Source organism: Streptomyces sp. NPDC096013 (genome assembly GCF_044763565.1).
In the GTDB taxonomy this organism is placed as follows: Bacteria; Actinomycetota; Actinomycetes; order Streptomycetales; family Streptomycetaceae; genus Streptomyces.
On sequence record NZ_JBIWGK010000026.1, the window covers coordinates 40741 to 65304 of the forward strand.

Annotated in this window: 20 protein-coding genes; 8 read left to right on the forward strand and 12 right to left on the reverse strand. The window is 70.7% G+C overall.

All coding sequences use genetic code 11. The features are described 5' to 3' along the window. Positions 1-26 precede the first annotated feature (26 nt). Both ACIRB1_RS44475 and tnpB read left to right on the forward strand, forming a co-directional pair. Positions 27-602 (forward strand): IS607 family transposase, encoded by a 576-nt coding sequence (locus tag ACIRB1_RS44475; protein ID WP_403469690.1) that lies wholly within the window; start codon positions 27-29, stop codon positions 600-602. After that, a complete protein-coding gene (gene tnpB / locus ACIRB1_RS44480) occupies positions 599-2080 on the forward strand; it encodes an IS607 family element RNA-guided endonuclease TnpB (RefSeq protein ID WP_403469691.1) in 1482 nt (493 codons plus the stop codon). Before ACIRB1_RS44475 ends, tnpB begins: the two co-directional genes overlap by 4 nt. A 435-nt stretch (positions 2081-2515) precedes the next feature. On the opposite strand, the gene ACIRB1_RS44485 is transcribed toward tnpB, so the two are convergent. Next, a complete protein-coding gene (locus tag ACIRB1_RS44485) occupies positions 2516-3550 on the reverse strand; it encodes a LuxR C-terminal-related transcriptional regulator (RefSeq protein ID WP_403469692.1) in 1035 nt (344 codons plus the stop codon). 488 nt (positions 3551-4038) lie between these two features. Here ACIRB1_RS44485 and ACIRB1_RS44490 point away from each other — a divergent pair, with 488 nt between their 5' ends. Further along, positions 4039-8136, forward strand: coding sequence for a carboxypeptidase regulatory-like domain-containing protein (locus tag ACIRB1_RS44490; RefSeq protein ID WP_403469693.1), 4098 nt, complete (start codon positions 4039-4041; stop codon positions 8134-8136). Between the two features lie 210 nt (positions 8137-8346). Here ACIRB1_RS44490 and ACIRB1_RS44495 read toward each other — a convergent pair whose 3' ends face one another. From ACIRB1_RS44495 to ACIRB1_RS44535, 9 genes are read right to left on the reverse strand one after another with little or no spacing between them, the layout of a single operon-like run. Beyond that, the gene (locus tag ACIRB1_RS44495; RefSeq protein WP_403469694.1) at positions 8347-9273 is read right to left on the reverse strand and encodes an ACP S-malonyltransferase; all 927 of its coding nucleotides are present in this window, start codon (positions 9271-9273) and stop codon (positions 8347-8349) included. Then, positions 9266-10123, reverse strand: a complete 858-nt coding sequence (locus ACIRB1_RS44500; RefSeq protein ID WP_403469695.1) for a 4'-phosphopantetheinyl transferase family protein — start codon at positions 10121-10123, stop codon at positions 9266-9268. The genes ACIRB1_RS44495 and ACIRB1_RS44500 overlap by 8 nt, the downstream gene beginning before the upstream one ends. Before the next feature lie 10 nt (positions 10124-10133). Then, the gene (locus tag ACIRB1_RS44505; RefSeq protein ID WP_403469696.1) at positions 10134-10943 is read right to left on the reverse strand and encodes an alpha/beta hydrolase; all 810 of its coding nucleotides are present in this window, start codon (positions 10941-10943) and stop codon (positions 10134-10136) included. Positions 10944-10983: 40 nt separating this feature from the next. Beyond that, positions 10984-12297 carry a beta-ketoacyl-[acyl-carrier-protein] synthase family protein gene (locus ACIRB1_RS44510; protein WP_403469697.1) on the reverse strand — a complete coding sequence of 438 codons (1314 nt, stop codon included), beginning with the start codon at positions 12295-12297 and terminating at the stop codon, positions 10984-10986. After that, positions 12294-13556 carry a beta-ketoacyl synthase N-terminal-like domain-containing protein gene (locus tag ACIRB1_RS44515; protein ID WP_403469698.1) on the reverse strand — a complete coding sequence of 421 codons (1263 nt, stop codon included), beginning with the start codon at positions 13554-13556 and terminating at the stop codon, positions 12294-12296. The genes ACIRB1_RS44510 and ACIRB1_RS44515 overlap by 4 nt, the downstream gene beginning before the upstream one ends. Beyond that, positions 13546-14352 (reverse strand): SDR family NAD(P)-dependent oxidoreductase, encoded by an 807-nt coding sequence (locus ACIRB1_RS44520; protein ID WP_403469699.1) that lies wholly within the window; start codon positions 14350-14352, stop codon positions 13546-13548. The genes ACIRB1_RS44515 and ACIRB1_RS44520 overlap by 11 nt, the downstream gene beginning before the upstream one ends. Next, positions 14352-14825 (reverse strand): hypothetical protein, encoded by a 474-nt coding sequence (locus ACIRB1_RS44525; protein WP_403469700.1) that lies wholly within the window; start codon positions 14823-14825, stop codon positions 14352-14354. Before ACIRB1_RS44525 ends, ACIRB1_RS44520 begins: the two co-directional genes overlap by 1 nt. A 34-nt stretch (positions 14826-14859) precedes the next feature. Then, positions 14860-15627: an SDR family NAD(P)-dependent oxidoreductase gene (locus ACIRB1_RS44530; protein ID WP_403469701.1), complete on the reverse strand. Its 768-nt coding sequence runs from the start codon at positions 15625-15627 to the stop codon at positions 14860-14862. Continuing rightward, positions 15620-15889, reverse strand: coding sequence for a phosphopantetheine-binding protein (locus ACIRB1_RS44535; RefSeq protein ID WP_403469702.1), 270 nt, complete (start codon positions 15887-15889; stop codon positions 15620-15622). The genes ACIRB1_RS44530 and ACIRB1_RS44535 overlap by 8 nt, the downstream gene beginning before the upstream one ends. Before the next feature lie 357 nt (positions 15890-16246). Between ACIRB1_RS44535 and ACIRB1_RS44540 the strand changes: the two genes are divergently transcribed. Continuing rightward, the gene (locus ACIRB1_RS44540) at positions 16247-16900 is read left to right on the forward strand and encodes a helix-turn-helix domain-containing protein (protein ID WP_403469703.1); all 654 of its coding nucleotides are present in this window, start codon (positions 16247-16249) and stop codon (positions 16898-16900) included. 71 nt (positions 16901-16971) lie between these two features. Here the strand turns inward: ACIRB1_RS44540 and ACIRB1_RS44545 are convergent, their stop codons facing one another. Both ACIRB1_RS44545 and ACIRB1_RS44550 read right to left on the reverse strand, forming a co-directional pair. Beyond that, positions 16972-18285: an alpha-amylase family glycosyl hydrolase gene (locus tag ACIRB1_RS44545; RefSeq protein ID WP_403469704.1), complete on the reverse strand. Its 1314-nt coding sequence runs from the start codon at positions 18283-18285 to the stop codon at positions 16972-16974. Positions 18286-18348: 63 nt separating this feature from the next. Next, positions 18349-18807, reverse strand: a complete 459-nt coding sequence (locus tag ACIRB1_RS44550) for a MarR family winged helix-turn-helix transcriptional regulator (protein ID WP_403469705.1) — start codon at positions 18805-18807, stop codon at positions 18349-18351. 110 nt (positions 18808-18917) lie between these two features. Between ACIRB1_RS44550 and ACIRB1_RS44555 the strand changes: the two genes are divergently transcribed. From ACIRB1_RS44555 to ACIRB1_RS44570, 4 genes are all read left to right on the forward strand, one after another. Further along, on the forward strand, positions 18918-20549 hold the full coding sequence (locus tag ACIRB1_RS44555) for an FUSC family protein (protein ID WP_403469706.1): 1632 nt from the start codon (positions 18918-18920) through the stop codon (positions 20547-20549). A 669-nt stretch (positions 20550-21218) separates the two neighbouring features. Next, positions 21219-22112, forward strand: a complete 894-nt coding sequence (locus ACIRB1_RS44560; protein ID WP_403469707.1) for a class I SAM-dependent methyltransferase — start codon at positions 21219-21221, stop codon at positions 22110-22112. A 338-nt stretch (positions 22113-22450) separates the two neighbouring features. Further along, positions 22451-23113: a Type 1 glutamine amidotransferase-like domain-containing protein gene (locus tag ACIRB1_RS44565; RefSeq protein WP_403469731.1), complete on the forward strand. Its 663-nt coding sequence runs from the start codon at positions 22451-22453 to the stop codon at positions 23111-23113. Positions 23114-23428: 315 nt separating this feature from the next. Beyond that, positions 23429-24550 carry an IS630 family transposase gene (locus ACIRB1_RS44570; protein ID WP_403469708.1) on the forward strand — a complete coding sequence of 374 codons (1122 nt, stop codon included), beginning with the start codon at positions 23429-23431 and terminating at the stop codon, positions 24548-24550. Positions 24551-24564 lie beyond the last annotated feature (14 nt).

The window sequence follows — 24564 nt, forward strand, 5'->3', positions numbered from 1 at the left end:
CTTTTCTGGTCTGTTATTTTGATCGTGTGAAGCTTTCCGAGTGGGCGTCGCGCAATGGCGTGCATTACCAGACCGCGTGGACGTGGGCGAAGGAGGGCCGTATGCCGGTTCCCGTGCGCCAGACGCCGTCCGGTACATGGCTGGTCGACGAGCCCGCTTCGGAGACGTTGGGCCGGGTGGTGGTGTACTGCCGGGTCTCGTCGGCGGACCAGAAGCCGGATCTTGAGCGTCAGGTGGCCCGCGTGGTGCAGGCGGCCACGGGTCTGGGCCTGCCGGTTGCGGAGGTCGTGACCGAGGTCGGTTCGGGGCTGAACGGCAGGCGCCGCAAACTGCACCGCGTGCTGTCCGACCCGCAGGCGACGGTGATCGTGGTCGAGCACCGTGACCGGCTGGCCCGGTTCGGCGTGGAGCATCTCGAAGCCGTCCTGTCGGCGTCCGGGCGGCGCCTGGTCGTCCTCGATCCCACCGAGGCCGCCGATGACCTGGTGCGCGACATCACCGAGGTGCTGACGTCGATGTGCGCCCGCTTGTACGGGCGGCGGGCGGCGAAGGACCGGGCAGAGCGCGCTGTGGCGGTGGCGACCGGTGAGGCTGGCGAGTGAAGAGGTTCCAGGCGCAGCCCGGTTTTGTGGTGCAGGCGTTCCGGTTCGCTCTGGACCCGAACGCCGCCCAGGAGGCCGCGCTGCGTTCGCACTGCGGCGCGGCGCGTGCCGCGTACAACTGGGCTGTCGGCTGGGTGACCGCGTCGTGGTGGCAGCGCCGCGCGGAGGAGTCCTACGGCATCGCGGAGGCCGGGCTGACGCGGTGGCGGCCGTGGTCGCTGCCCGCGCTGCGGAAGGCGTTCAACGAAGGCAAGCACACCGACCCCAGGTTCGCCGCCTGGTGGGAGGAGAACTCCAAAGAGGCGTACTCCACCGGGCTGGCGAACGCCGCCGCCGCGTTCGACAACTACACGAAGTCCAAGCAGGGCAAGCGGCGTGGCCGGAAGACGGGCGCGCCGCGTTTCAAGTCGAAGCGGAAGGCGCGTCTCGCCTGCCGGTTCACGACCGGCAGGATCCGCGTGGACGCCGACGGCCGGCATGTCACGCTGCCCCGGCTCGGCACACTGCGCACCCACGAACCCACGGTGAAGCTCCTCGACCGCATCCAGGCCGGGACCGCGCGGATCCTGTCCGCGACCGTGCGGCACGAACGCGGACGCTGGTTCGTCTCCTTCCAGGCCGAGGTCAAACGCGACCTCGAACACGTGGCGCGGCCGGACGTGGCGGTCGGGATCGACCTCGGGGTGAAGAGCCTCGCGGTCATGGCCGACAGCACCGGCGAGATCAGGCAGATCCCCAACCCGGGCCACTACGACGCCGCGCGCAAGCGGCTGCGCCGCGCCTCCCGGGTCGTGTCCCGCCGCCAGGGCCCCGACCGGCGCACCGGACAGAAACCATCCCGCCGGTGGGAGAAGGCCAACGCCCAGCGGAACAAGGTCCACCACCGGGTGGCGAACCTCCGCGAGGACGCCCTGCACAAGCTCACCACCGCCGTGGCCGCCGAATACGGAACCGTCGTGGTCGAAGACCTCAACGTCGCCGGCATGCTCCGCAACCGGCGCCTGGCCCGCAGGATCGCCGACGCCGGATTCGGCGAGATCCGACGCCGGCTCACCTACAAGACCCGCCGGCGCCACGCCACCCGCCTCGTGGTCGCCGACCGCTGGTACCCCTCCTCCAAGACCTGTTCCGGGTGCGGCACAGTGAAAGCCAAGCTGCCGCTGCACGTCCGGACCTACCACTGCGACGCCTGCGGTCTGGTCATCGACCGGGACGACAACGCCGCACTCAACCTCGCCGCCCTCGCGACAGCCGCAGCCGCAGCCGCACCCGCAGCAACTGGTACCGGAGTGGCCGGAGAGCCAGGACACCACCGAGGTGGTGTCGAAGCCTCGTGGAGCCGACCACAAGACCCGCGCCACCCGCCCCCGCCGCAAGGCGGAGGCGGGGCGGGCAGGTGGCGCAACCCTGCCGCACCAGCGGCAGACAGAAACGAGAGACCGTCCTCAAACCGAAGCCCTCACGCTCTGGTGATGTGACGGACCTTCCGGGCCGCAATGCCCGGAATGCTGAGACCTGACTACAGCCTCGGCAACGGTCCAGGGCGTGTAGCACAGACGACGGACCAGCAGGCGCGCCGCGCGCCGCACGGGACGTGGCAGTCGTCGAAGCACACGCATCGCCGTGCGGATCCCGAAAGGTTCCCACGCGCGGAAGATCGCGCCGGTCAACTGCGGCTGCAGGATGTCGAGTTGTGCCATGCGCTCCCCCGATCGCAATATCGCACCGCACCCTTTTCATATCCGGCGTGACCAGCCCTAACCCAACCTTCAGCCGCAGCCAGGGGCCACCGACCTTCACCGCGCCGAGGAGCGTGCCGAGCACCGAGCCACCGTTTCGGAAAGCGGCTGGCGTCTGAGTGCTCCACTCCCGCCGGACGCCGACGGGCGGCTGCGCCGGCGTGACGGCCGCGCTCACTCCTCCGTATCCCCGAACAAGCCGCGTTGTTGGGCCAGTAGGGCTATCTGGAACCGGGTCCGTGCGCCTAGTTGTCTGCCCAGATCGCTGATATGGGTCTGCACGGTGCGGCGGCTGAGTTGCAGGGCGCGTGCGATGGCGTCGTCCTTCATGCCGGCGGCCATCAGGCGAAGGATGTTCCGCGTTCGACTGTGCAGAGCTGCCTCTTGTTTTCCGGGGCTTGCGGCGTGCGAAGCGGGGCGGCTTCCCAGTGAGAGGGGCACCGCACGCTCCCACACGCTCTCGAAGAGGGCGGTCAGTACGTCGAGCAGCGTTGAGGAGTGCACCACCAGTGAGCCTGCGGCGGGATCGTCTTTGCGTAGCGGCATGATCGCCGCGATGCGGTCAAAGATGACCAGTTTCATGGGGAGTCCGGGCAGGAGCCGCAGCTCCCCTTCCGTGGGGGCGCCCCGGAGAGCCGTTTCAAGGCACCCGTCATCGGCGATTCCGTCGCTGTCGTACACGGACCGGAGCCGGACTCCGGGACGCACCGTGGCGCCCGCAGCCGTGGACGTGTCGGTGGGGGCGATCCGTCGGGTCACATACGGCGGTCTCGCGAAATGCAGCACCTCGTGCCGACTGCTCCTCAGAAGGTGGGAGTAGCGGGCGCCGACCTGTTCATCGTTCTCGACGACCTCGAAGAGGTCCGAGGCGATGTGCCGTCCGGGAGTTGTGCGATAGACCTCGTCGAGTTGTTCCGCGTACAGCTCTGCCTTGGCCAACTCCTGTCGTTTACGGGCCAGAAGGGCGCCCAGCGAGGAGCGGGGCGGGCCGGCGCTCCAGCGCGTGGGCTGTCCTGCGATGCGTACGGCCAGGAGTTCGGCCTCCAGGGATTTTAAGGCGGTCCGGGCCGCCGCGGCTGAGACGCCGGTCCCCGCCGCGACCGCGTCCGTGTCCGCGCCCGGATTGCTGACCAGGTACTCCAGTGCCTGCCGGGCGAGGGAACCCAGACCGGTGCCTGCCCACAACGCGTCGGAGGAGGACACGTCCATCAGCGACTCCTGGGAAGATCGGAACGAGTGCCCGATGCTACGCAAGTGCGCAACTGCGCGGGTCCGCAGAGGATGGATCTTGTCAGGCCGGGCCGCCGAGGTCAGGATGATCAGAAGCCCCGATACCTGACTGCCTGCAGCCGACAGAAATTCAATTACCGTGCGGAATACGGCCCTACGCGTTTTTTGAGCGGCGGGCCCCTTTGGCGTGAGGATTTATTTCCGACCCCTGCCCGGGTTCTCTTTTGCATGGAACAGCTTTGCGACATGCACATGTAACATGCGGTCTATTGTCAATTGAGCCTCGGCGTACGCCAATTGATTGCGGCGAATGTCAACCGCCCGCATTCGCTGTCGACCGGGAACCCCGTACGAGTCGGCCCAAGCAAGGCGAACCGAGGAGTAACCTCTTGCGCATCTCACCGAGAACCGGTTCGGTTTTACGTCGAAGAGCCGCCGCCTGCCTGACCCTGTTCAGCGCCGCCGCAATGACGGTCCTGGGCATACAGATACCGGCCCACGCGGTGGCGCCCCCCGCTTCATCTGCCTCGTCGGCCAAGAAGACAATCGCCCTCGAACCCTCCTGCGCCACCCCCAAGAAGGGCGAGGCCGCATGCTTCGCCCTGCGTCGCACCGACACCAAGGCCGCCAAGGGCTTGCTGTCCGCCTCCGTCACCCCCAGCGGCTACGGCGCCGCTGACCTGCAGAGCGCCTACAGCCTTCCCGCCGACGGCGGTGCGGGGCAGACGATCGCCATCGTCGACGCGTATGACGACCCCAGCGCCGAGGCCGACCTGGCCGTCTACCGCGAGCAGTACGGGCTGCCCGCCTGCACCACGGCCACCGGTTGCTTCACCAAGGTCGACCAGCGTGGCGGCACCGACTACCCCGCGCCCGACGCCGGCTGGGCCGGCGAGATCTCACTCGACCTGGACATGGTCTCCGCGGCCGCGCCGAACGCGCACATCCTGCTCGTCGAAGCGGACCAGCCGAGCTTCGAGGACCTCGGCGCGGCCGTCGACCAGGCGGTCGCGCTCGGCGCCAAGTACGTCTCCAACTCCTACGGCACCAACTACAGCAGCACCCCGGGCAGCGGCGAGACCCCGGACGAGACCACGTACGACGCCCATTACAACCACCCCGGTGTCGCCGTGGTCGCCTCCTCGGGCGACAGCGACTACGGGGTGGCCTACCCCGCCGTCTCTCCCTACGTGACCTCCGTCGGCGGCACCGCGCTGGTCCGGGACTCCGGCACCACGCGCGGCTGGTCCGAGTCGGTCTGGAACCGCAATGGCCTGGGCCCGGGATCCGGCTGCTCCCTCTACGAGGCCAAGCCGGCCTTCCAGACGGACACCGGATGCGACAAGCGCACCGTCGCCGACGTCTCCGCCGTGGCCGACCCGGCCACCGGCGTCGCGGTCTACCAGACTTACGGCGGTGGCGGCTGGCAGGTGTACGGCGGCACCAGCGCCTCCTCACCGATCATCGCCGGCGTGTACGCGGCCGCCGGGACCCCCGTCGCGGGTACGTACCCCAACTCCTACCCGTACGCCTCCGGGACGGGTCTCAATGACGTGACCGCCGGTGACAACGGCACCTGCACCCCCGCGTACCTGTGCACCGCCGGTGCCGGCTACGACGGTCCGACCGGCCTGGGCACCCCCGACGGACTGGCCGCGTTCCGCAGCGGCCCGCACGGGAAGCTCTCCGGCACCGTCACCGACGACAGCACCGGCAAGCCGGTAGCCGGAGCTACCGTCACCACTCAGGGCGGCGGCACCGCGCACACCGCTGCCGACGGGACCTACTCGCTCGTCCTGCCGGTCGGCAGCTACGACATCACTGTCGAGGCCTACGGCTACGCCCCCCGCACCGCCTCTGGTGTGTCCCTCGGCAACGGCGACACCCTCACGAAGGACTTCGCCCTGACCCCGGTCCCCAGCCGGACGGTCTCCGGCAAGGTCACCGACGGCTCCGGCCACGGCTGGCCGCTCTACGCCAAGATCACCGCGGACGGCGTCCCCGGCGGCCCGGTGTGGACCGACCCCCTGACCGGCGCCTTCGACCTGAAGCTGCCCCAGGGCCACGACTACACCCTGCACGTGGTCAGCGCCTATCCCGGCTACACATCGCCCACCAAGAAGATCACCGTCGCGGACTCCGACCAGAGTCTGAACGTCGCGGTTCCGGCCGATCCGTGGGCGGCCACCGTGCCCGCCGGCTACTCGGTACGGGACGAAGGCACCACCGAGCCGTTCGACTCGGCCGAATCCGCCCCGAAGGACTGGAGCGTGGTCAACGCCGACGGGACGACCGGCGGCTGGACCTTCGACGACCCGGGCTCGCGCTCCAACACCACCGGCGGCGACGGCGGGTTCGCCATCGTCGACAGCGACCACTACGGCGGCGGGGTGCACCAGGACTCTCAACTGCTCAGCCCCGTATACGACTTCACCGACGACTCCGCACCCGAGATCGCCTTCGCCAACGACTACTGGGCCAGCGGGGGCCAGAGCGCGGACGTCGATGCGACCACCGACGGCGGCGCGACCTGGACCACGCTCTGGTCCGCCACCGGCACCACCTTCGGCGCGCAGAAGGTCGAGCTCCCGCTGACCGACTACGCCGGCAAGGCAGCGGTGCAACTCCGCTTCCACTTCACCGGCTCCTTCGGCTGGTGGTGGAAGGTCGACAACGTTTTTATCGGTGATCGCCACGTCACGTCCCTCCCCGGCGGTCTGCTCACCGGCACCGTGACGGATGCCAACACCTCCACGGGGCTGGTCGGAGCCACCGTGACGAACAAGGACGACAGCAAGCAGGGCGCCGTCACGTTCGCCACCCCCGACGACCCCGCCCTGGGCGACGGCGTCTACGCCCTGTTCTCCTCCCTCGGCAGCCACGGCTTCACCGCGGTGAAGCCGCATTACACCGGGCTCGACAAGACGGTGAAGGTGCGGGCCGACAGCGCGGTCGGCGCGGACTTCGCACTCGGCGCCGGGCAGGTGACGCTGGACAAGACCTCCATCACCGCGTCGGTCGGATGGGGCGAGCAGGCCACCAAGACCCTGACCGTCAAGAACACCGGCTCGGCACCCGCCACAGTCAAACTGGGAGAACAATCCGGCGGGTTCAGGGTCGAGTCCGCGGCCGGTGCCCCGCTGACACTGGTCAAGGGCACCTACTCCCCACTGTCGACCAAGGCCGCCGCGTCCGCCGCGGGCACCAGCGCCAAGGTGGTCCCGGGAGCCGCCGGTGACGCCTGGCAGGCGGCCCCCGACCTGCCGGTCAAGCTGATGGACAACGCTGTCGCCACCGACGACGGGAAGATCTACTCCGCCTTCGGCTTCAACGGCAGCGCCGACACCAAGGACATGTACGTCCTCGACCCGGTCGCCGGCACCTGGACCAAGCGGGCCGCCGCGACGGACACCCGGGAGGATCCCGCCCACGGCTTCATCGACGGCAAGTTCTACGCCGTCGGCGGCTGGGGACCCAGCGGCGCCCCCGACTCCAAGCTGGAAATCTACGACCCGGGAAGCGACACCTGGACCACCGGCGCCGCCTCACCCAGGCCCTCCGCGGGCTCCGGCAGCGCCGTGCTCGACGGCAGGCTCTACGTGGTCGGCGGCTGCGGGGCGGACTCCTGCGGCTCCACGGATGTCACCGTCTACGACGCGGCAGCCGACAGCTGGTCCACACTGGCCGCCTACCCGGAGCAGATCTCCTGGAGTTCCTGCGCCGCCATCGGCGGCAAGCTCTACTGCGCCGGCGGATACAACGGCAGCAGCGAGGTCAAGCACTCCTACGTCTACGACCCCGCCGCCAACGCCTGGTCACAGGTCGCCGACCTGCCGGTCGGCCTCTGGGGCGGCGCGTACACCTCCGCCAACGGACTGCTCGTCACCGCGGGTGGCGTGACGGGGAACAGCATCACCAACCAGGGCTTCTCCTTCGACCCGAAGGCCGGCACCTGGACCGCCCTGCCCAACGCCGACACCGCCACCTACCGTGGTGGAGGCGGACTGGGCTTCTTCAAGGTCGGTGGAGGCGTCGCGCAGGCGACCCCCGCAACGACCGTGGAAGTGCTGCCGGGTTACGACCAGGGAGAGTCGAGTGAGGTCAGCTGGCTGAGCGAGAGCACGCAGCAGTTGACTCTTCAGCCCGGTAAGAACTCAAAGGTGACCATCACGCTGGACGCCTCCGTCGCCGAGGTGACCCAGCCCGGAGACTTCACCGCCCAGCTCTCCTTCAGCACCGACACTCCCTACTCCGTGCCCAGGCTCCCCGTGGAGATGCACGTCGCCCCGCCCAGCACCTGGGGCAAGATCACCGGGACGGTGCTGGGGGTGACCACCGCCGGCGGCACCGCGCCGATCGCCGGGGCCACCATCCAGATCGACACCTGGGCCACGAGCTACACGCTCACGACGGACGCCACCGGCGGGTACGCCCTGTGGCTTGACGTCCGCAACAACCCGCTCACCGTCATAGCCGCCAAGGACGGTTTCCAGCCGACCGTCGCGACGGTGACGATCAAGAAGAAGTCCACCGTCATCAAGAACTTCACCCTCAAGAGAAAGTAGGCAGGACTGGCCGAAGGCCGGGGATGTGCGCTCCCGAACGGGGCCTGCCCACCCCGGCCTTCCGGCCGTCGGCGTTCACGGTCCCGGCGGTCCAGGAGGGTTGGCCGCTTGCCGTCGACCGCAACGCCCACGGTCAGCTCCACGACCACCGTGCGGCCGGATCCTGCCACCCGCGGCACTCTGGGGTTTTGAACCGACGGCGGATCACGGTCACGGCCACCACTCGGCGACGAGCGCGTCCAGTTCGGCAGGGGTGGCCACGGACCGGACCGGGACGTGCGGAGGCAGCAGGCGGCGGGCGAGGCCGGTCAGCGTCCTGCCGGGGCCGAGTTCGACCAGACGCAGGGGGCCGTCGGCCGTGGCGGTGCGGCCTGGTCCGGTCATCGCCGTGAGTGTCCGCATGGTGTCCGACCAGCGGACCGGCATGACCAGCTGGCGGATCATCAGGTCCCGCCAGGTCGCCGGGTCACCGCGACGGGCACGGGCGTCGACGTTGGCGATCACCGGGCACCGCGCGCGGCGCAGTGGGGCGCTCTTCGCGGCAGCGGCGAGACGAGGCTCGGCCGCCGCCATCATCGGGGTGTGGAACGCTCCGTCCACCGGGATGCGCACCGCCCGTACGCCGGCCTCGGCCGCTTGTCCGGCCAGTGTCGCGACATCCTCTGCGGTACCGGAGACCACCGCCTGGTCGGGGCTGTTGACACCCGCGATCCATACCTCCGCCCGGTGTTCGGAGCGCAGTCGGGCGGCGAGGCGCCCGGCGGTCCGCGCGGCGCCCGGAGCGATCAGGACCGTCATCGTTCCCGGCGCGAGCCGGATCGTCTGCGCCATCGCCGCGCCGCGCTCGGCGACGAGCCGTCCGGCGTCCGCCGGAGCCAGCACGCCGGCGGCGGTCAGCGCCGCGTACTCGCCGAGGCTGTGTCCCGCGCACACCGCGGGCCGCAGCGGGCCCACGGCCGCGTGCAACGCGTCGAGGACCACCATTTCCAGGGTGAAGGTGGCGGTCTGCGCGTTGTCCGTACGGGTCAGCAGGCGGGTGTCGGCGTGCAGCAGCAGCGCGCCGAGGTCGCGACCGCAGGCCTCGGAGAGGTGGTCGACCACCTGCCAGTGCGGGGTGTCGCGCCATGGCTCACCCATGCCGGGCCGTTGGGCCCCCTGCCCCGGAAAGAGCAGGCCCGTGCGGGGCGGGGCGGAGGTCTGCGGGAGGGAGATCCTCGGGGGCGAGGTCGGGGAGGCTGGTGAGGTCGACAAGGCTGGTGAGGTCGGTGCTGACAAAGTTCCAGTCCTTTCCCAGAACGCAGACGGCGGCGTATCCGTCGCCCGGACGCGGGCGGAGCAGGGTCCACCGGCCCGGCAGCCCGCGGGGTGTCCCGGTGCCCTCGGGCACGATGAGTTGGCGGGCGGCGGACAGCGTCACTCCGCGGCCGGTCGCCTTCAGGACGGCTTCTTTGCCGGTCCAGCGCCGCAGCAGGGCGGCACGGCGGCCGGCGGCGGGGAGTTGGAGGTAGGCACGCAGCTCGGCCGGGGCGAGCACGGCGGCGGCCAGGTCGTCCAGGTCCCGGCCGTCGGCCGGTCCGGCGGCGGGGTGTTCGAGGTCCGCGCCGACCGGGGCGCCCCGGCATACGGCCAGCAGCGCACGGTCGTGGCTGTGACTGAGACTGAACCGCAGCCCGTCGGGGGCCCGGCCGGCCAGACGTGGCTTGCCGTGGCGGCCGTACGCCAGAGTGATCCGGGCCGCCTCGGTGCCGGTGTACCCGGACAGTACGGTGCGCAGGGCGACGCGTGCCGCCGTCCAGCGCCGCCGGTCCTCCGCGAGCCGGAGCCGTCCGGCGCGGGCCCGTTCCCCGGCGGCGAGGACACGAGCCGCCGCCACCAGGGCCGCGTCGGCCGGTGGCCCGGCCAACGGGATCCGCCAGACGTGCACGAGCCCGGGGTCCGGCACAGCGAGTACCGGTTCCGTACGGACGAGCAGAGCTGGGTGTGCCACGGCCGCCCCCTCAGCCCGCCCGGCGCGCCGGCCCGGTTTTGGGCCCGGTCGCTCGCGGCGCGGAGGCCCCTGGCGTGGGGATGCCGGGCGCGGTGGCTGCCGACACCGAGGTGTCCGGTGCGGTGGTTGTCGGCACGGAAGCGCCCGGCACAGGCGTGTCCAGAACCCTGGCGAGGAAGTCCGGCAGGGAGGCTTTGACGCCGGCGAACGGTTCGTGGCCGCCCGGGTAGCGCTGCCAGGTCACCGGGTGGCCCCAGTCGGTGAGCAGGTCACGCAGTCCGGCGCCGCTGCGCTCCGGGACGATCCAGTCCCGGGCCCCGTGGCCGATCCACACCGGCAGCCGGGCGTTGGCCGCCCCCGGGCGGCCGCCGGGCAGCGTCGCGGTCAGGTCGGAGGGCAGATACGGCGCGTACAGTGCCGTTCCGGCCAGCGGTTCGGGGTGCCCCAGCGCGAGGCTCAGGGCGACCGTGGCACCCTGGGAGAAGCCGGCCACCACGGTGCGCCCGGCACCGATCCGCTCCGTCTCCGCCGTGAGGAGGGCGCCGAGCGGGCCGAGCGCGGCGAACAGGCCCTCGGTGTCGATCCGGTCGAGCGCGAGGACGCTCTGCGGGAACCAGCACGGCACCGGCAGCCCGGTCAGCAGGCTCGGTGCCGTGACGGGCGCGCGCGGGAACACCCCGCGCACACCCGCCTCGGCGAGCCGGAGCCGCTCGGCGACGGCCGTCAGGTCCCCGGGCACCTGGCCGATGCCATGCAGCCACACGACGGTGGCGCGGTGCGGGCCCTGGGGGGCGATCTCCTCGTACTCCAGGGGCTTCACGTGTTCCGAGTGCTCCCATTCTCGCCGGTTCACGGCACGTTCACACCGCCCGGGGCGCCGGCCGCGGCGCGTCGGGGCGGCGGAACAGCATCGAGGCGTACTGGCCGCCGAAGCCGAAGGAGTTCTTCAGGACGGTCCCGACGGGCCGTTCCACGGGGGTGAGCGAGGTGCGGACCGCGCACGCCGGGTCCGGTTCGGTGCAGGTCACCACCGGCGGCACGATCCCGCGGCTCATGGTGAGGGCCGAGGCCACCGTCTCGACGACTCCGGAGGCCGCCGAACCGTGCCCGGTCAGCGACTTCACCGCGCTGACCGGCAGTTCGGCCATCCGCTCGCCGAAGACCTGGTGCAGGGCCCGCGCCTCGGTGACGTCGTTGAGGCGGGTGGAGGTGCCGTGGGCGTTGATGACGTCGACGTCGTCGGGCCGGGCACCGGCCTCGGCGAGGGCGGTGCGCACGACGCGTTCGATCATCTCCGCGCGGGGTGCCGTCATGTGGCTGGTGTCCACGGCGAGACCCCAGCCCCCGATGACGGCGTGCGGCTCGCGCACACCGCGCCCCGCGGCGTGCGCGGCGGTCTCCAGGACCAGCGCGCCCGCCGACTCGTTGATGACCATGCCCGTACGGCGCTTGTCGAAGGGCATGGACGCCTGGGCCGGGTCGCCCTTCCAGCGGGACAGCGCCATCAACTGGCCGTACTGGGACAGGACGTAGGGCGTGTTCCGCGACACGGACGCCGACACCACGGCGTAGCGCGCGCGTCCCGACCGCAGCAGCCGCGCCGCCTCGGCGATGGCGCGCAGCCCCCCGGAGCAGGTGGCTTCCAGGCGGACGGGGAGCACGGCCGTGCCCAGGCGTTCGGCGATCTCCCTTGGGTAGGCGGACAGGTCGCGCGTCTCCAGCGGGAGGTTCTTGGTGCGCAGATGACGCAGGACGGCCGCCGGGGCGTTGCCGATGGTGTCGTAGCGTTCGGCGAGGTCCTCCATGTGTGTGACGTAGTCCTCGGGGAACGATCCGGTGGGCCCCGGCCACACCCTGGCGTACACCAGACCGGCCGGGCCCGCGGCGGCCGGCCGGGCGTCGAGCTGGGCGTCGGTGAGTGCCTGTTCGACGGCCGCGTGCATGAGGGCGTCGCCCCAGGAGCGGCCTGGTGCGCCGTGGTCGGCGGCGATTTTGTCCTTGACGTCCTGCGGGATCAGTCCGGCGGTCCAGCCGCAGGGCAGTCCCGTCGTGTCCATCCGCTCCTCCTTGACGATCCCGGAGCGGCCTTCGAGGTTGGCCGACCAGAAGGTCTCCACGTCGCCCCCGATGGGGGTGACCACCCCCATGCCGGTGATGACGATGTCGTCGCTCATGCCTGTTCCCTCTCTGGCTGCCTCGTAGGTCCCCCGGCCGCGGCGAGGACCAGCGCGCCCGCCGTCGTCGCCTCGGTGCCCTGGTTGAGCGCCGTCAGCAGCACCGTCGCGGCCGGCGGGAGGGGGCGGGGTTCGCCGATGACCGGGTCGAGAGCGCCGAGCCCGGGGTCGGGGCGGCCCAGCAGGCCCACCGGCGGCACCTCGCCGCGCGTGAGGCTCTCCACGGCGAGGGCGGTGTCGATGAGCGCCGAGCACTCGAAGGCGTTGCCGACGGTGCCCTTGGAGCCGGTGACGGGCACGGTGCCCAGGCGTGACAGCACGGTCTCCGCCTCGACACGGTCCAGGCGGACCGAGCCGGCCCCGTGCGCCCACCATGCGCCGGGCGTGGTGTCGGCGGTGGTGAGGACGGCGTCGACGGCGAGCCCCGCAGCCGTCGGCAGGTCGGCGGCGGCCAGCACCTCGCAGCCGAGGAACCGGGCCAGGGCGGACCCGACCGCGGCGTCGGCCCGCTCCAGCAGGACGGCGGCGGCGCCCTGCCCGGCCAGCGTGCCGGAACGTTCGGCATCGAAGGGCCCTGAGCCGGTCGTGGCGCGCGTGCCGAACGGCTCGTCCTGGTCGAAGGCGGCCATGCCGGTGACCGTGAGCGGCGCGCCGACGCCGACGACCAGGACCCGGTCGAGTTCGCCGGTCTCCAGCAGCCGCGCGGCCAGCGCGAGCGCACCAGTGCCGCCGGCTGCGGCCTCGCCGTAGGCTGCGACGTTGGAGCCGCGGAATCCGCTCGCCATGGACACGAACTGGCCGAGTTGGGAGGGGATGCCGCGGATGTAGGAGTAGTCGGGTACCTCATCGTGCAGGAACTTCACCAGCGGCCGGGAGTCGTGGCGGAACTTCGACGCCAGCTGCGGGATGACGTCGCTCAGCTCGTCACCGCTGCTGGCCACGGCCATGATCGTGCCGCCCCGCACGTCGTCGGCCTCGCCGGATATCCCGGCCTGTTCCAGGGCCTGGCGGGAGACGGCGACGGCCCAACGGGCGGACTGGTTGGCGTATTTGCTCGCGTTCGCCCAGGAGCGGCCGGCGGGCCAGCTGATCTCCGAGGAGTCCACCGCGGCCGTGGGCCACGGCAGCCCGTCGCTCTCCGGCTGGTCGAAGTAGGTCTTGCCGGCGGCCATGGCCTCCCACAGCCGGGCTGTGCCCAGCCCGGCCGGGGAGATCACGCCGACGCCGGTGACGATGATGCCGGGCCGCTCACTCGCCACGGCTGCCTCCGCCGCCGATGCCGCCCCACAGGACATGACCGCCGTCGACGGTGATGGTCTGTCCGGCGATCCAGGACGCCTCCTCCAGGCAGAGCAGGGCGACCACGTCGGCGCTGTTCTCCGGGGTCGTCATGCGGTCGTCCGGCCACGGGGAGACGGCCAGCTCCTTGGCGACGCCGTGCTTGAAGTCGGGGCGCACCTTGAAGACGCCGGTCTGCACGAGGCCGGGGCGCACGCAGTTGGCGACGATGCCGTACGGCGCCAGCTCGTAGGAGAGATAGTCGGTCAGCGCCTCCAGACCGGCCTTGGCCGCCGCGAAGAGGCCGGCCCGCGGGATGATGCGCGTGGTGGTGGAGTTGGTGATGGTGATGAAACGGGCGCCTTCGCGTTCGCGCATCAGCGGGATCGCGTGCTTGGCGAGCAGCCAGGTGGCGCGGGCGTTGGTGTCCTGGACGAACTGCCAGTCGCCGAGGCTGGCCTGCTCAAGCCGGGTGAACTTGGTCGCGGCGGCGTTCTGGACGAGGATGTGCAGGTCGTGGTGGATCTCGCCGATCTCCGCGAGCAGGTTCTCGATCTGCGCCGGATCGCCCAGGTCCGCGCGGTGCAGCGTGACCTCCGTGCCCTGCTCGCCCAGTTCCGCGGCGAGTTCCTTGGCGGGGCCCTCCCGGTCGACGTAGTTGAGGGCCAGGGTGGCTCCCCAGGCGGCGAGTTTGCGGCTGATGCCCGCTCCGATACCGCGCGAGCCGCCGGTCACCAGGGCCACCCGGCCCTTGAGCGGCTGGTACTGACTGCCCATCAGTGGTTCCTTCCTGTTACGGCTGCGGGCCGGGCGGTCCGCCGCAGCAGCACGACGCTCATCCGTCCGATGGCGTAGGTCCGGTTGTTGTCGTCGAGCACCCGGCGGGTGGTCTCGATCAGGCCCAGCCGGTCGTCGATCTCCGCGGCTCGGTCCGTGTGGGTCGTGAACCAGAACGGCGTGTCCGGGTAGAGCGGCCGGACGAAGTCCCAGCTCATCCGCCGCATGCCGACGATGGCGGCCGGGGAGCCGTGCTGGACCACCCAGCCGGAGGTGATCGAGTGGATGAACCCGCCGGGCACGATGCGCTGTCTGCGGTCGGTGCCGTGGGCGAAGCTGTCGCTGTCGTGCACCGGATGCTTCTCGCCCATCAGGTCGAGGAGCTGGTCCAGGAGCGCGCCGCTGAACACGAGCGGCCCGAAGCGTCGTACGGGTGCCTCGGCCAGGTCCTCCCAGTACTTCACGCCGCCCACGACGATCCCCTCCCCGCCTCGCTCACCGCGCCGCTCACCGGGACCGCCGGGAGCCGCTGCGCATCACCATGCGGCCGCCGTCCACGGTGAACGTCTGGCCCTGGATGTAGTCCGCCTCGTCGCCGGCGAGGAAGGCCACCAGACCGCTGATGTCCTCGGGCAGACCCCACCGGGTGCCGTCACCGTCCGAGCCGAGCCGGTCGGCGACGGCCGCCGTCATCTCGGTGCGCACCTTGCCGGGTGCCACGCAGTTGACCCGGATGCCCTTGCGTCCGACCTCCACGGCCAGGGCACGGGTGAGCGACTCGATGCCGCCCTTGGACGCGGCGTAGGCGCTCTGGCCGGGGCCGGGAGTGCGGGCCGAGTTGGAGGAGATGTTGATGACGCGGCCCCAGCCCTGGTCGAGCATCGCCGGCAGTACGGCTCTGCTGGTGAGGAAGGGACCGGTGAGGTTCGTCCGCAGGACACGCTCCCAGCGGTGGGTGGGGGTCACGGCGAGCAACTGGTCGTCGATCACGGCGGCGTTGTTGACCAGGACGTGCAGCGCGCCCTCCTGCTCGGTCACCCCCTCCACCAGGTCCTCGACCTCGGCCTCGTCGCCGACGTCCGCACGGTGCAGGACGGCACGCCCGCCGTCGTCCTCGATCTCCTTCACCACACGGCGTCCGGCGTCCTGCGCGCTGTGACAGACCAGGTGCACGGTCAGTCCGTCCGCGGCGAGCCTGCGCGCGATGGCCGCGCCGATGCCGCGCGACCCGCCGGTCACCAGGGCGACCCGGGCGGGCGTGGCCGCGTCAGGCACGGTTGCCGGCGGCCACGACGGCCACGATCGAGGCGACGCTGCGCTGGTGCTGCTCCGCGTCGGCGTTCCAGGTGTCGAGGTCGAACTCGACCCCGAACTGCCGGTTGATCCGGCGGGCGAGCTGGAGCAGGTCGAGCGAGTCGAGGCCCAGGTCCTCGACCACCGACTGACCCGGCCCGACGGGTTCGTCGGCGAGGCCCGGCTTGACGTCCTTGATCAGGTCGACGATGTCGTCCAGGGTGGCATTCGATGCCGTGGTCATCGCGTTCCTCCGCGTGAGGTTTCAAAGGGGATGTGCGACCGGTCGCTCCGGCCGCGGCAATCCATGCCAACAGAGCCGGGAAGGAGACCGCAAGAAAGCCTCTGTGGGGGATACCGGACACGATGGCCGGCCAGTGGCGCGCGCTCCCGTGGAAACAGCTGGTTGACCGCAGAATTTATTCTTCCGGTTCTCGGACGGAATGAAGCAGCGGGTCGGCGGAGGGATCGGGAAAGGGGGTCGGAAGGTAAAGCTGGGTAAATATTTCTTGACCCTTCGTCCCGGCGATTATTAGGGTTTCTTACCAGCCCGCGAAAACGCACTCTGCACGTCCGGGATCCAAAAGGTCAGGGGGCAGTGGTGGCTCGTAGCAAAACACCGGTTCCGCATGCCGCGCTCTATTACGAACTCGCCCTGTGGCTGCGCTCGCTGCGCGAGCGGTCGGGGCTGACGTACCGCCGCATGGCGCAGCTGATCGAGGATGCCCGGATCGCCGGTCAGGGCTGTTCGGCCGTGACCCTCTCCCGCGCCGACCGCGGCACCGTCCTGCCGCGTCGGGACGTGGTGGAGGCGTATGCGCTGGTCTGCGGCGCGTCCCGACGGGATGCGCGGGTGCGCTGGGAGCGCGCGGCGCAGCGGGCCGACGCCGTGGGCGGCGGTGGCGAACCGCCGGTCGTCTCGCGTCCCGGGCATCGGCCTGAACTCGTCTATCACCCGGCCCATCTGCTGGAGGCCATGCACCGATTACGCGTCGACGCCGGCCGGCCGTCTTTGCGTGAAATGCAGCGGCGGGCCCGTGAGCTCGACGCCGGGCCGCTGCCTCGCAGTACTCTCGCCGATGTGCTGGGGGGACTGCGTATGCCGTCGGAAGAACTGCTCGTTGCGTATGTTCGCGCATGCGGACAGCATGGCGATAATGTGCCGCTGTGGCGTGATGCGTGGGCCCGCGCGCTTGATTCGAGAGCGGCTGAGGCGCCGTCCTCGTTTTTTCGTTTCGGCAGACGGATTATGTAGAACGGGTCACGTAAGCCGGTCACGTAAACGGATTACGGTGGTCATGAATTCACGGGCAATTCAGCGGTGATTCAGGGGATCCGTGGCGCTGTGGCGATATTCCAGCCGAACGGGGGGAGTGACACCGAGCCGGCCCCGGACGGGGCGGCCGCGTCGCCCGCCGCATGCGTCCAGGGGGCGGCAGGCACCGTGGCCGTGGCCGGCTCGGATCCGTAGTTGAGCGCGACGGAGACGGCACGGCCGCTCTCGGGGTCGGTGAGGGTGTAGGAGAGTACGGCGTGACCGACGGTGTGGAGACTGGCCTGGCCGCGCACGAGCCAGGCGTTGCGCCGGCGGACCCCGATCAGGGTCTGGTGGAGGCGCTGGACGGACAGCCCCTCCGGCCCGAGGCCGGCGGGGGTGGCGGGAAAGGCGGGACGGACGGCGTCGTCCCCGCCCGCGCGCTCCTCCTTGACGCCCGGCCAGGCCCGTTCGTCGCCGGCGTAGAGGGACGGGACGCCGCCCACGGTGAACAGGACGGCCAGGGCGTGTGCCAGATGACGGGGCTCGCGCAGCCGGCTGGCGATGCGGGTCACGTCGTGGTTGCCGACGAACGTCTGCGGGGCGAAGGTCTCCAGCATGGTGTTGTGGCGCTTGAGCGCCCAGGCCAGTTCGTGCGGGTTGGCGTCGTTGAGGGAACTCCAGATCGCCTTCCACAGTTCGTACTGCGTGACGGAGTCCAGGCCCCCCTCGGTGACGTAGGCGGCGTAGTCGCCGTGGATCACCTCACCGCTGAACCACGACTCGGGACGCCCGGTGCGGGCCCGGCCGGTGACGGTGTGCCAGAAGGGCCGCGGGACGGCGTAGGCGGCGTCCAGCCGCCACCCGGAGACACCGCGGTCGAGCCAGTGACCCAGGACGTCGGCCACGTAGTCGGCGACGGCGGGGCACCGGTGGTTCAGGGCGACAAGACGGTGATGGCCCTCGAAGGTGCGGAAGTCGTCACCCTCGGGGACGAACCAGTCGGCGTACGGGGAGTCCGCGCCGCGCCGTGCCACGTCGGTGAAGGGCGCGAAGGACCTGCCCACATGGTGGAAGACGCCGTCCAGCAGGACCCGCACCCCGCGTGCGGCGGCGCGCTCGACCAACTCGGTCAGGTCGTCCTCGGTGCCCAGGCGGGGATCGATCCGGAAGTGGTCGACCGTGTCGTAGCCGTGCGTCTCGGACGCGAAGACCGGCCCCAGGGCGAGGCCGTTGCAGCCCAGCCCGATCAGGTGGTCCAGCCAGTTCGCCAGCACCGGGAGCCGGTGGCGCGGGGGTTCGTCCGCGGGCAGCGCGCCGGGCTCGGCGCCGAGGAAGCCCAGAGGGTATACGTGCCACCAGATGGCGTGGTCGGACCAGGACACTGCGGCCTCCGTCGGCGTGCGGGCCTGCGGCCGGCGGGGCCGGACCGCGGGCGTTTGTACGGGTCAGTGGGGTCGGAGGGGGCGGGCGGGGGAGTCGGCCAGGCGGGTCATCAGGCGGGCGGCGAGCAGCAGGACCTGACGCTCGGTCTCGGTGAGGTCGGCCAGCGCGATCTCCAGCCACGCGTCGCGCTGTGCCATGTCACGGACGAGCGCCTCACGACCCTTCTCCGTCAGCTCCAGCACCCGCTGCCGCCCGTCGTGGTCGTCCCGACTCCGGATGACCAGGCCCTCGCGCTCCAGTTCGGCGAAGACCCGGGTCAGGGACTGGGGCTGCTGCTGGTCGGCGGCGGCGAGAGCACCGGCCGACATCGGGCCGTTGCGCAGGAGGTGGCCGAGGACGCTGCTTTTGTTCAGGCTGAGCCCGTCCGCGGGGCGCTCCGCACTCAGCCTGCGGCTGAGCCGGACGACACCCTGCCGGATCTCGGCGGGAGAGAACTGCTGCGCTGGTAGCCCTGACGTCACAACGCTAAGCTATCACTTATTAAATTTCGAGAGGATGAACTCTCTCGATTCCTTGTTTCCGGAACTTCACCCGGCGGTGATCATACGTGGTGCTTACTGTTATGGCGTCGTTGCGCAGGACACTCCGCTTCGACCCCGGGCTGTGGTACCTGCGGGCGACCGCGGTCGGTGTGGCCACCATGCTCGGCACCTACGGCTGGTCGCTGTACATCGAGCACGAGGCCGGCCTGCACGTGGACAGCGTGGTGCAGGCCGTCGTGATCTCCGCGGCGTTCAGCCGGGTGCAGCGCGCCTTCGACCGGACCGACCGGCTCGTCGCGTGCGTCGTGCTGCCCTGCGCGGCGGCCGGCGGCACGGAGCTGAGCTCCCTGATCCAGCATCACCCCGACCTCGGCGACGCGCTGTTCATCCTCGGGATGGCCGGATCGGTCTGGATACGGCGGTTCGGGCTGCGCGCCACCCGGGCGGGCACGCTCCTCGTGCTGCCGCTGACCGCCGTACTGGTGGTGCCCGGCGGGATCGCGGCCGGGGGCGGGCACGAGCGCACCGGCTGGGCGGCGGTGACGGCGCTGTTCGCGGTCGTCTGGGGGACCCTGGTGACCTGGGCGGCACAGCGCACCGGCCTGGTGCGCAGGCCGCCGTCGGCCGCAGTGGTCACGACGGCCGGTCCGGCGCGCACGGGCATACCGGCCAGTACCAGGATGGCGCTCCAGCTCGCGGTCGCGCTCGCCGCGGCGTTCGTCGTCGGCCGCAGCCAGTGGCCGGACCACTGGGCGTGGACAGTGCTCACGGCGTTCCTGGTGTGCAGCGGCGCACGCAGCCGGGGGGACGTCCTGGTGAAGGGGGCCTGGCGGACGCTCGGAGCCTCGGTCGGCACGATGGTGGCCGGCGCCGTCGCCGGGTCGTTCGGACCCAGGTCGGACACCGCGGTCGTGGTGATCTTCTCGGTGCTCGCCGTGGCCACCTGGCTGCGGGAACTGAGCTACGCGTTCTGGGCGGCTTGTGTCACCGCCGTGCTGTCGCTGCTCTACGACTGGTTCGGACAGAGTTCCGGGGATCTCCTGCACACCCGGCTCGCGGGGATCGCGGTCGGCGCTGCCCTGGGCCTCGCGGCCTCCTGGCTGGTGCTCCCGATCCGCACCTCGGCCGTGACGCGGGCCCGGACGGCGACCGCGCTGGCTGCTCTGGGTGAACTACTGGAGGCCGACTGGCACGACGCCCGGGCGGTCCGCGCGGCACGCGGCCGATTCATCCACCGCGTGGAGCAACTGGGCCTGGCCACAAAGCCGTTGAAGCTCCTGGCCGCCCTGCCCGTCCCCCACGCACGGCTCATGGGATGGCAGCCGGACCGCGGCCCCCTGCGCGTCCTGGCGGCGCTGCGGCGCTGCACCGGGCCCGTCGACCGCCTGGTCGTCGCCGCGGCGGCGCCGGACGTGCCCGCCGACGACCCGCGGGTGGCCAGGTCCCGCACGAAGACCGCGGCGCATACGCTTGCCCTACGGCGCGCGATCGGCCGCCGCCCGGCTCCTGCGCAGGTCCCGTCCCAGCCGACGCCCCCCACCGCGGTCAGTCCGGCCGGACCGCAGACCGAGACCGTCCGCTCCGCGCTGCTCGCCCTGTCCGAGATCGACGCAGAACTCGACGTCCTCACCGGGGAGTTCGGCCTGCCCCCGACCGCACTTCCGACCGTGCCCGCGACGGACTCGGCGGTACCGGTGTCCGTACGGCCAAGTAATGTCTGAAGTGGGATCTCTCGGCTTGGGGTCAGTAATCGGTGAGAGTCGGTGGGCCAAGTCACCCTCGCCGCCGCCCAGAACCATCGTCACCGACTGGACCACGGCACTGAGCCAGCTCGGGCTCGGCTGAGGGAACTGCTGCGAACCTAGACAGCCGACGGCAGGCTATGGCGGTCGTACACAGCCGAAAGCCCCGGCTGGACGGGGGAGACCAGCCGGGGCCGTGAGCGGTGGCAGCGGAGGGCGGTCGCCTCTCGGCGGGGGGCTCCATGGGGCTTCAGCCGGACGATCGTCCCCATGGGCTATGGGTGAGGCCCGGGGACACTGTCCCCTCCGCAGCCACATCTAAATGAACGGTCAACCTTCGCGAGTTGTTCCCACCCCACACCGTCGGTGGCCGTGAGCTGGCGAACATGCCCTTCCAGAGGCATCAGTTGAGGTAGTGGGAGACCAGGGCGGTGGACCCGCCCGGACCGCGGCTGATCTATCCGCACCCGCAGCCGTCGACGTTCAGCCCCGGCGGGGACCCGAGAACGCGACAAGTCAGTCTGAACGCCTGTTTGTGCCCCTGGCCTGACGGTCGGATCGAGGAAGGGGTGGTTCCCAAGGCGGTGGCTTGCGAAGGCTTCCGGTCGGTAGGGTTCCGCCTGCCGGTCAAGAAGCCGAGGGACGCTCATGGGTTCAGAGGCATATGTCAACGCTGCGCGTGGCAAGGTTTTCGGTGAGGTCGCCGAGCTCTACGATGCCGCGCGTCCCGGCTACTCGCCCGCGATGGTCACCGAGGTACTGGCGTACGCGGCTCTCGGGGACCGTGCGGCTGTGGAGGTCGGCGCGGGTACCGGGAAGGCCACCGTGCCGTTCGCCGCGCTGGGGATTCCGATGGTGTGCGTCGAGCCCGACGCCCGCATGGCCGAGGTTCTGCGGCGCAACACCGCTGGCTATCCGAACGTCCGGGTCGAGGTCGGCGACTTCGAGCGGTGGCAACCGGGCGGGCGGCACTACGGGTTGCTGTTCGCCGCCTCCGCCTGGAATTTTCTGGACCGTGACCGGCGCTGGGACCTGGTCCACGCCGCGCTCGCCCCCGGCAGTACCGTGGCGCTGATCAGAAACCCTCACGGGATCCATGACCCCGGATTGCGCGCCGAACTCGCCGGCATCGGCGACCGTCACGGCATTACCGGTTCACCGCACCGCTTCCTGGCTTCCGACTTCTCCGGCGACGAGCCCGGGAACTGGGACCAGGCCTGGCCGGATACCGAGTGCCGCGGGGACGGCCGCTTCACCGACCTGCGATCGGTCCGGTTCCGGCAGGACTTGCGGTACGACACCGACCGCTACCTTGGCCACCTCGCCTCGTTGTCCGCCTATCGCATCCTGCCCGACGACCATCGCGAGCAGGCACTCGCCGAGGCCGGGCGCCTGCTCGACGCCCACGGTGGGGGAATCGACGTACTCCAGATCACCGACGTCTTCCTCGCCCGCACCCTCGAACTGCGAAGGGTTCTGGAGCGGTCCGCCGCGGGAGTCGATGACCGGGGACCGGGAGATCAGGCGGCTTGCGCCGGGTGATACGGGGTGGTGTCGCGGCGGGCGGCAGGCAGTCCGTGGCGAACGTGCCGACGGAAGCTGTACCGCGAAACCCGACGTCGGCCTGTTTCGCCTCACTCCGCACGTATCACCCCGGCTTGTGGCACGGTGGGGGGTGGTTCCGGCCCGCCGCTTTCCCCCGTAGCGGCGGGCCGGAGTGCTGAGCGCGGGCAACCTCGAATGTCGGCCTCCGAGCTGCTCGTACTGCGCGTGCTCGTACTGAGTGCCGGCTCCCGATGCAGCCATGACAGGGTGTTGGCTGTGCCGCGTTGGCGAACGGCTAGTTGTTGACGTGTGGTCAGCACCTCGGGAAGGGCATGATGAAACTTCTCCTCACCGACTCGGGCATCAAGAACGAGAGCATCCAGGGTGCGCTGGTCAATCTGCTGGGTCAGCCAATTGCCGGGTCCAGCGCCCTGTGCATCCCCACCGCGGGGTATGGAGGCCCGGGCGCCGATCCAGGCGGACCATGGCGATTCATAAGCGGACGATCCCCGAACCCCATGACTGAGCTGGGGTGGAAGTCGGTGGGTGTGTTGGAGCTCACCGCGCTGCCCAGCATCGAGGCAGCCCTCTGGGTCTCCTGGGTCCGGCAGGCCGACATCCTGCTGGTCAATGGCGGTGACGCCTTGTATCTGTGCCACTGGATGCGGGAGTCCGGGCTGGCTGGACTCCTGCCGTCGCTGCCCGACACGGTCTATGTGGGACTCAGTGCCGGAAGCATGGTGATGACGCCCCGTGTCGGGAGGGACTTCGTGGGCTGGAAGCCGCCCACCGGCAGCGACAGCGCGCTGGGGATGGTGGACTTTTCGATCTTTCCGCATCTGAATCATCCGGCTTGCCCGGAGAACACCATGGCCGCGGCCGAACGATGGGCGGCCGGGATCGGAGGACCGGCGTATGCGATTGACGAGCAGACCGCCATCAAGGTGGCCGACGGCGCCGTGGAAGTGGTCTCCGAGGGACACTGGAAGTTGTTTTAGTCCTTCTGTCTGATGGACAGCGTGGCGTTCCCTGGCGCGCTGCTTCCCCAGATCCGTATCTGGCAGAGCACGTGACAGGACGATTGCTGTCCAGACGCCGCGGGTTCACACGACGACCGTCCGGCGGCTGGGCGCAGTTCAGCGCCGGCGGCCGGACGGTCATCAGCCCCGACGGGTGGGGAGGCGGGGCGGGATTTCCTCTCCCGCCGGCTCAGTGGCGGCGGCCGCCGATGGCTAGTGCTGTGACCGGGAAGGTTCGCCGGGGTGGCCGGCGGTTAGATGTGCGATGACGTCCGTCTGGCTGTTGGGGGTGCGGTGGCCGAGCCTGTGCGTGTGCGCAGGTTGACCGACCAGGAAGGGCAGAAGTTGCAGCAGATCGTGCGCCGGGGCAGCACCAGTTCGGTTCGCTATCGGCGCGCGATGATGCTGTTGGCGTCGGCTGGCGGGAACCGGGTGCCGGTGGTCGCGAAGCTGGTGCAGGCCGCCGAGGGCACTGTCCGGGATGTGATTCACCAGTTCAACGAGATCGGTGTGGCCTGTCTGGACCCTCGATGGGCGGGAGGCCGTCCCCGCCTGCTCAGCCCTGACGACGAGGACTTCGTCATCCAGACAGCCGCCACCCGCCCGACCAAACTCGGCCAGCCCTTCACCCGTTGGTCCATCCGCAAACTCGCCGCCTACCTGCGGAAAGTACACGGCCGCGTCATCCGGATCAGCCGTGAGGCGTTACGGTGCCTCCTCGCCCGCCGCGGCATCACCTTCCAGCGCACCAAGACCTGGAAAGAGTCTCCAGACCCCGACCGCGACGCCAAGCTCGACCGCATCGAAGAGGTCCTGGACCGCTTCCCCGACCGCGTCTTCGCCTTCGACGAGTTCGGACCGCTCGGCATCCGTCCCACCGCAGGGTCGTGCTGGTCCAAGCAGGGCCGCCCCGAACGCCATCCCGCGACCTACCACCGCACCCACGGAGTCCGCTACTTCCACGGCTGCTACTCCATCGGCGACGACACCCTGTGGGGCGTCAACCACGCCAAGAAGGGCGCGGCGAACACCCTGGCCGCGCTCAAGTCGATCCGCGCGGCCCGCCCGGACGGAGCCCCGATCTACGTCATCCTGGACAACCTCTCCGCCCACAAAGGCAAGCAGACCTGGCGCTGGGCGAAGAAACACCGGGTCGAGCTGTGCTTCACCCCGACCTACGCGTCCTGGGCCAACCCGATCGAAGCCCACTTCGGGCCGCTGCGACAGTTCACCATCGCCAACTCCAACCACCGCAACCACACCGCGCAGACCCGAGCCCTGCACGCCTACCTACGCTGGCGGAACCAGAACACCCGCCATCCCGACGTGCTGACCGCTCAACGCCGCGAGCGCGCCCGCATCCGCAGCGAGAAGGGCATCCGCTGGGGCGGTCGCCCCCTCTCCACCGCGCCCTGACGTCCCGGCGAACC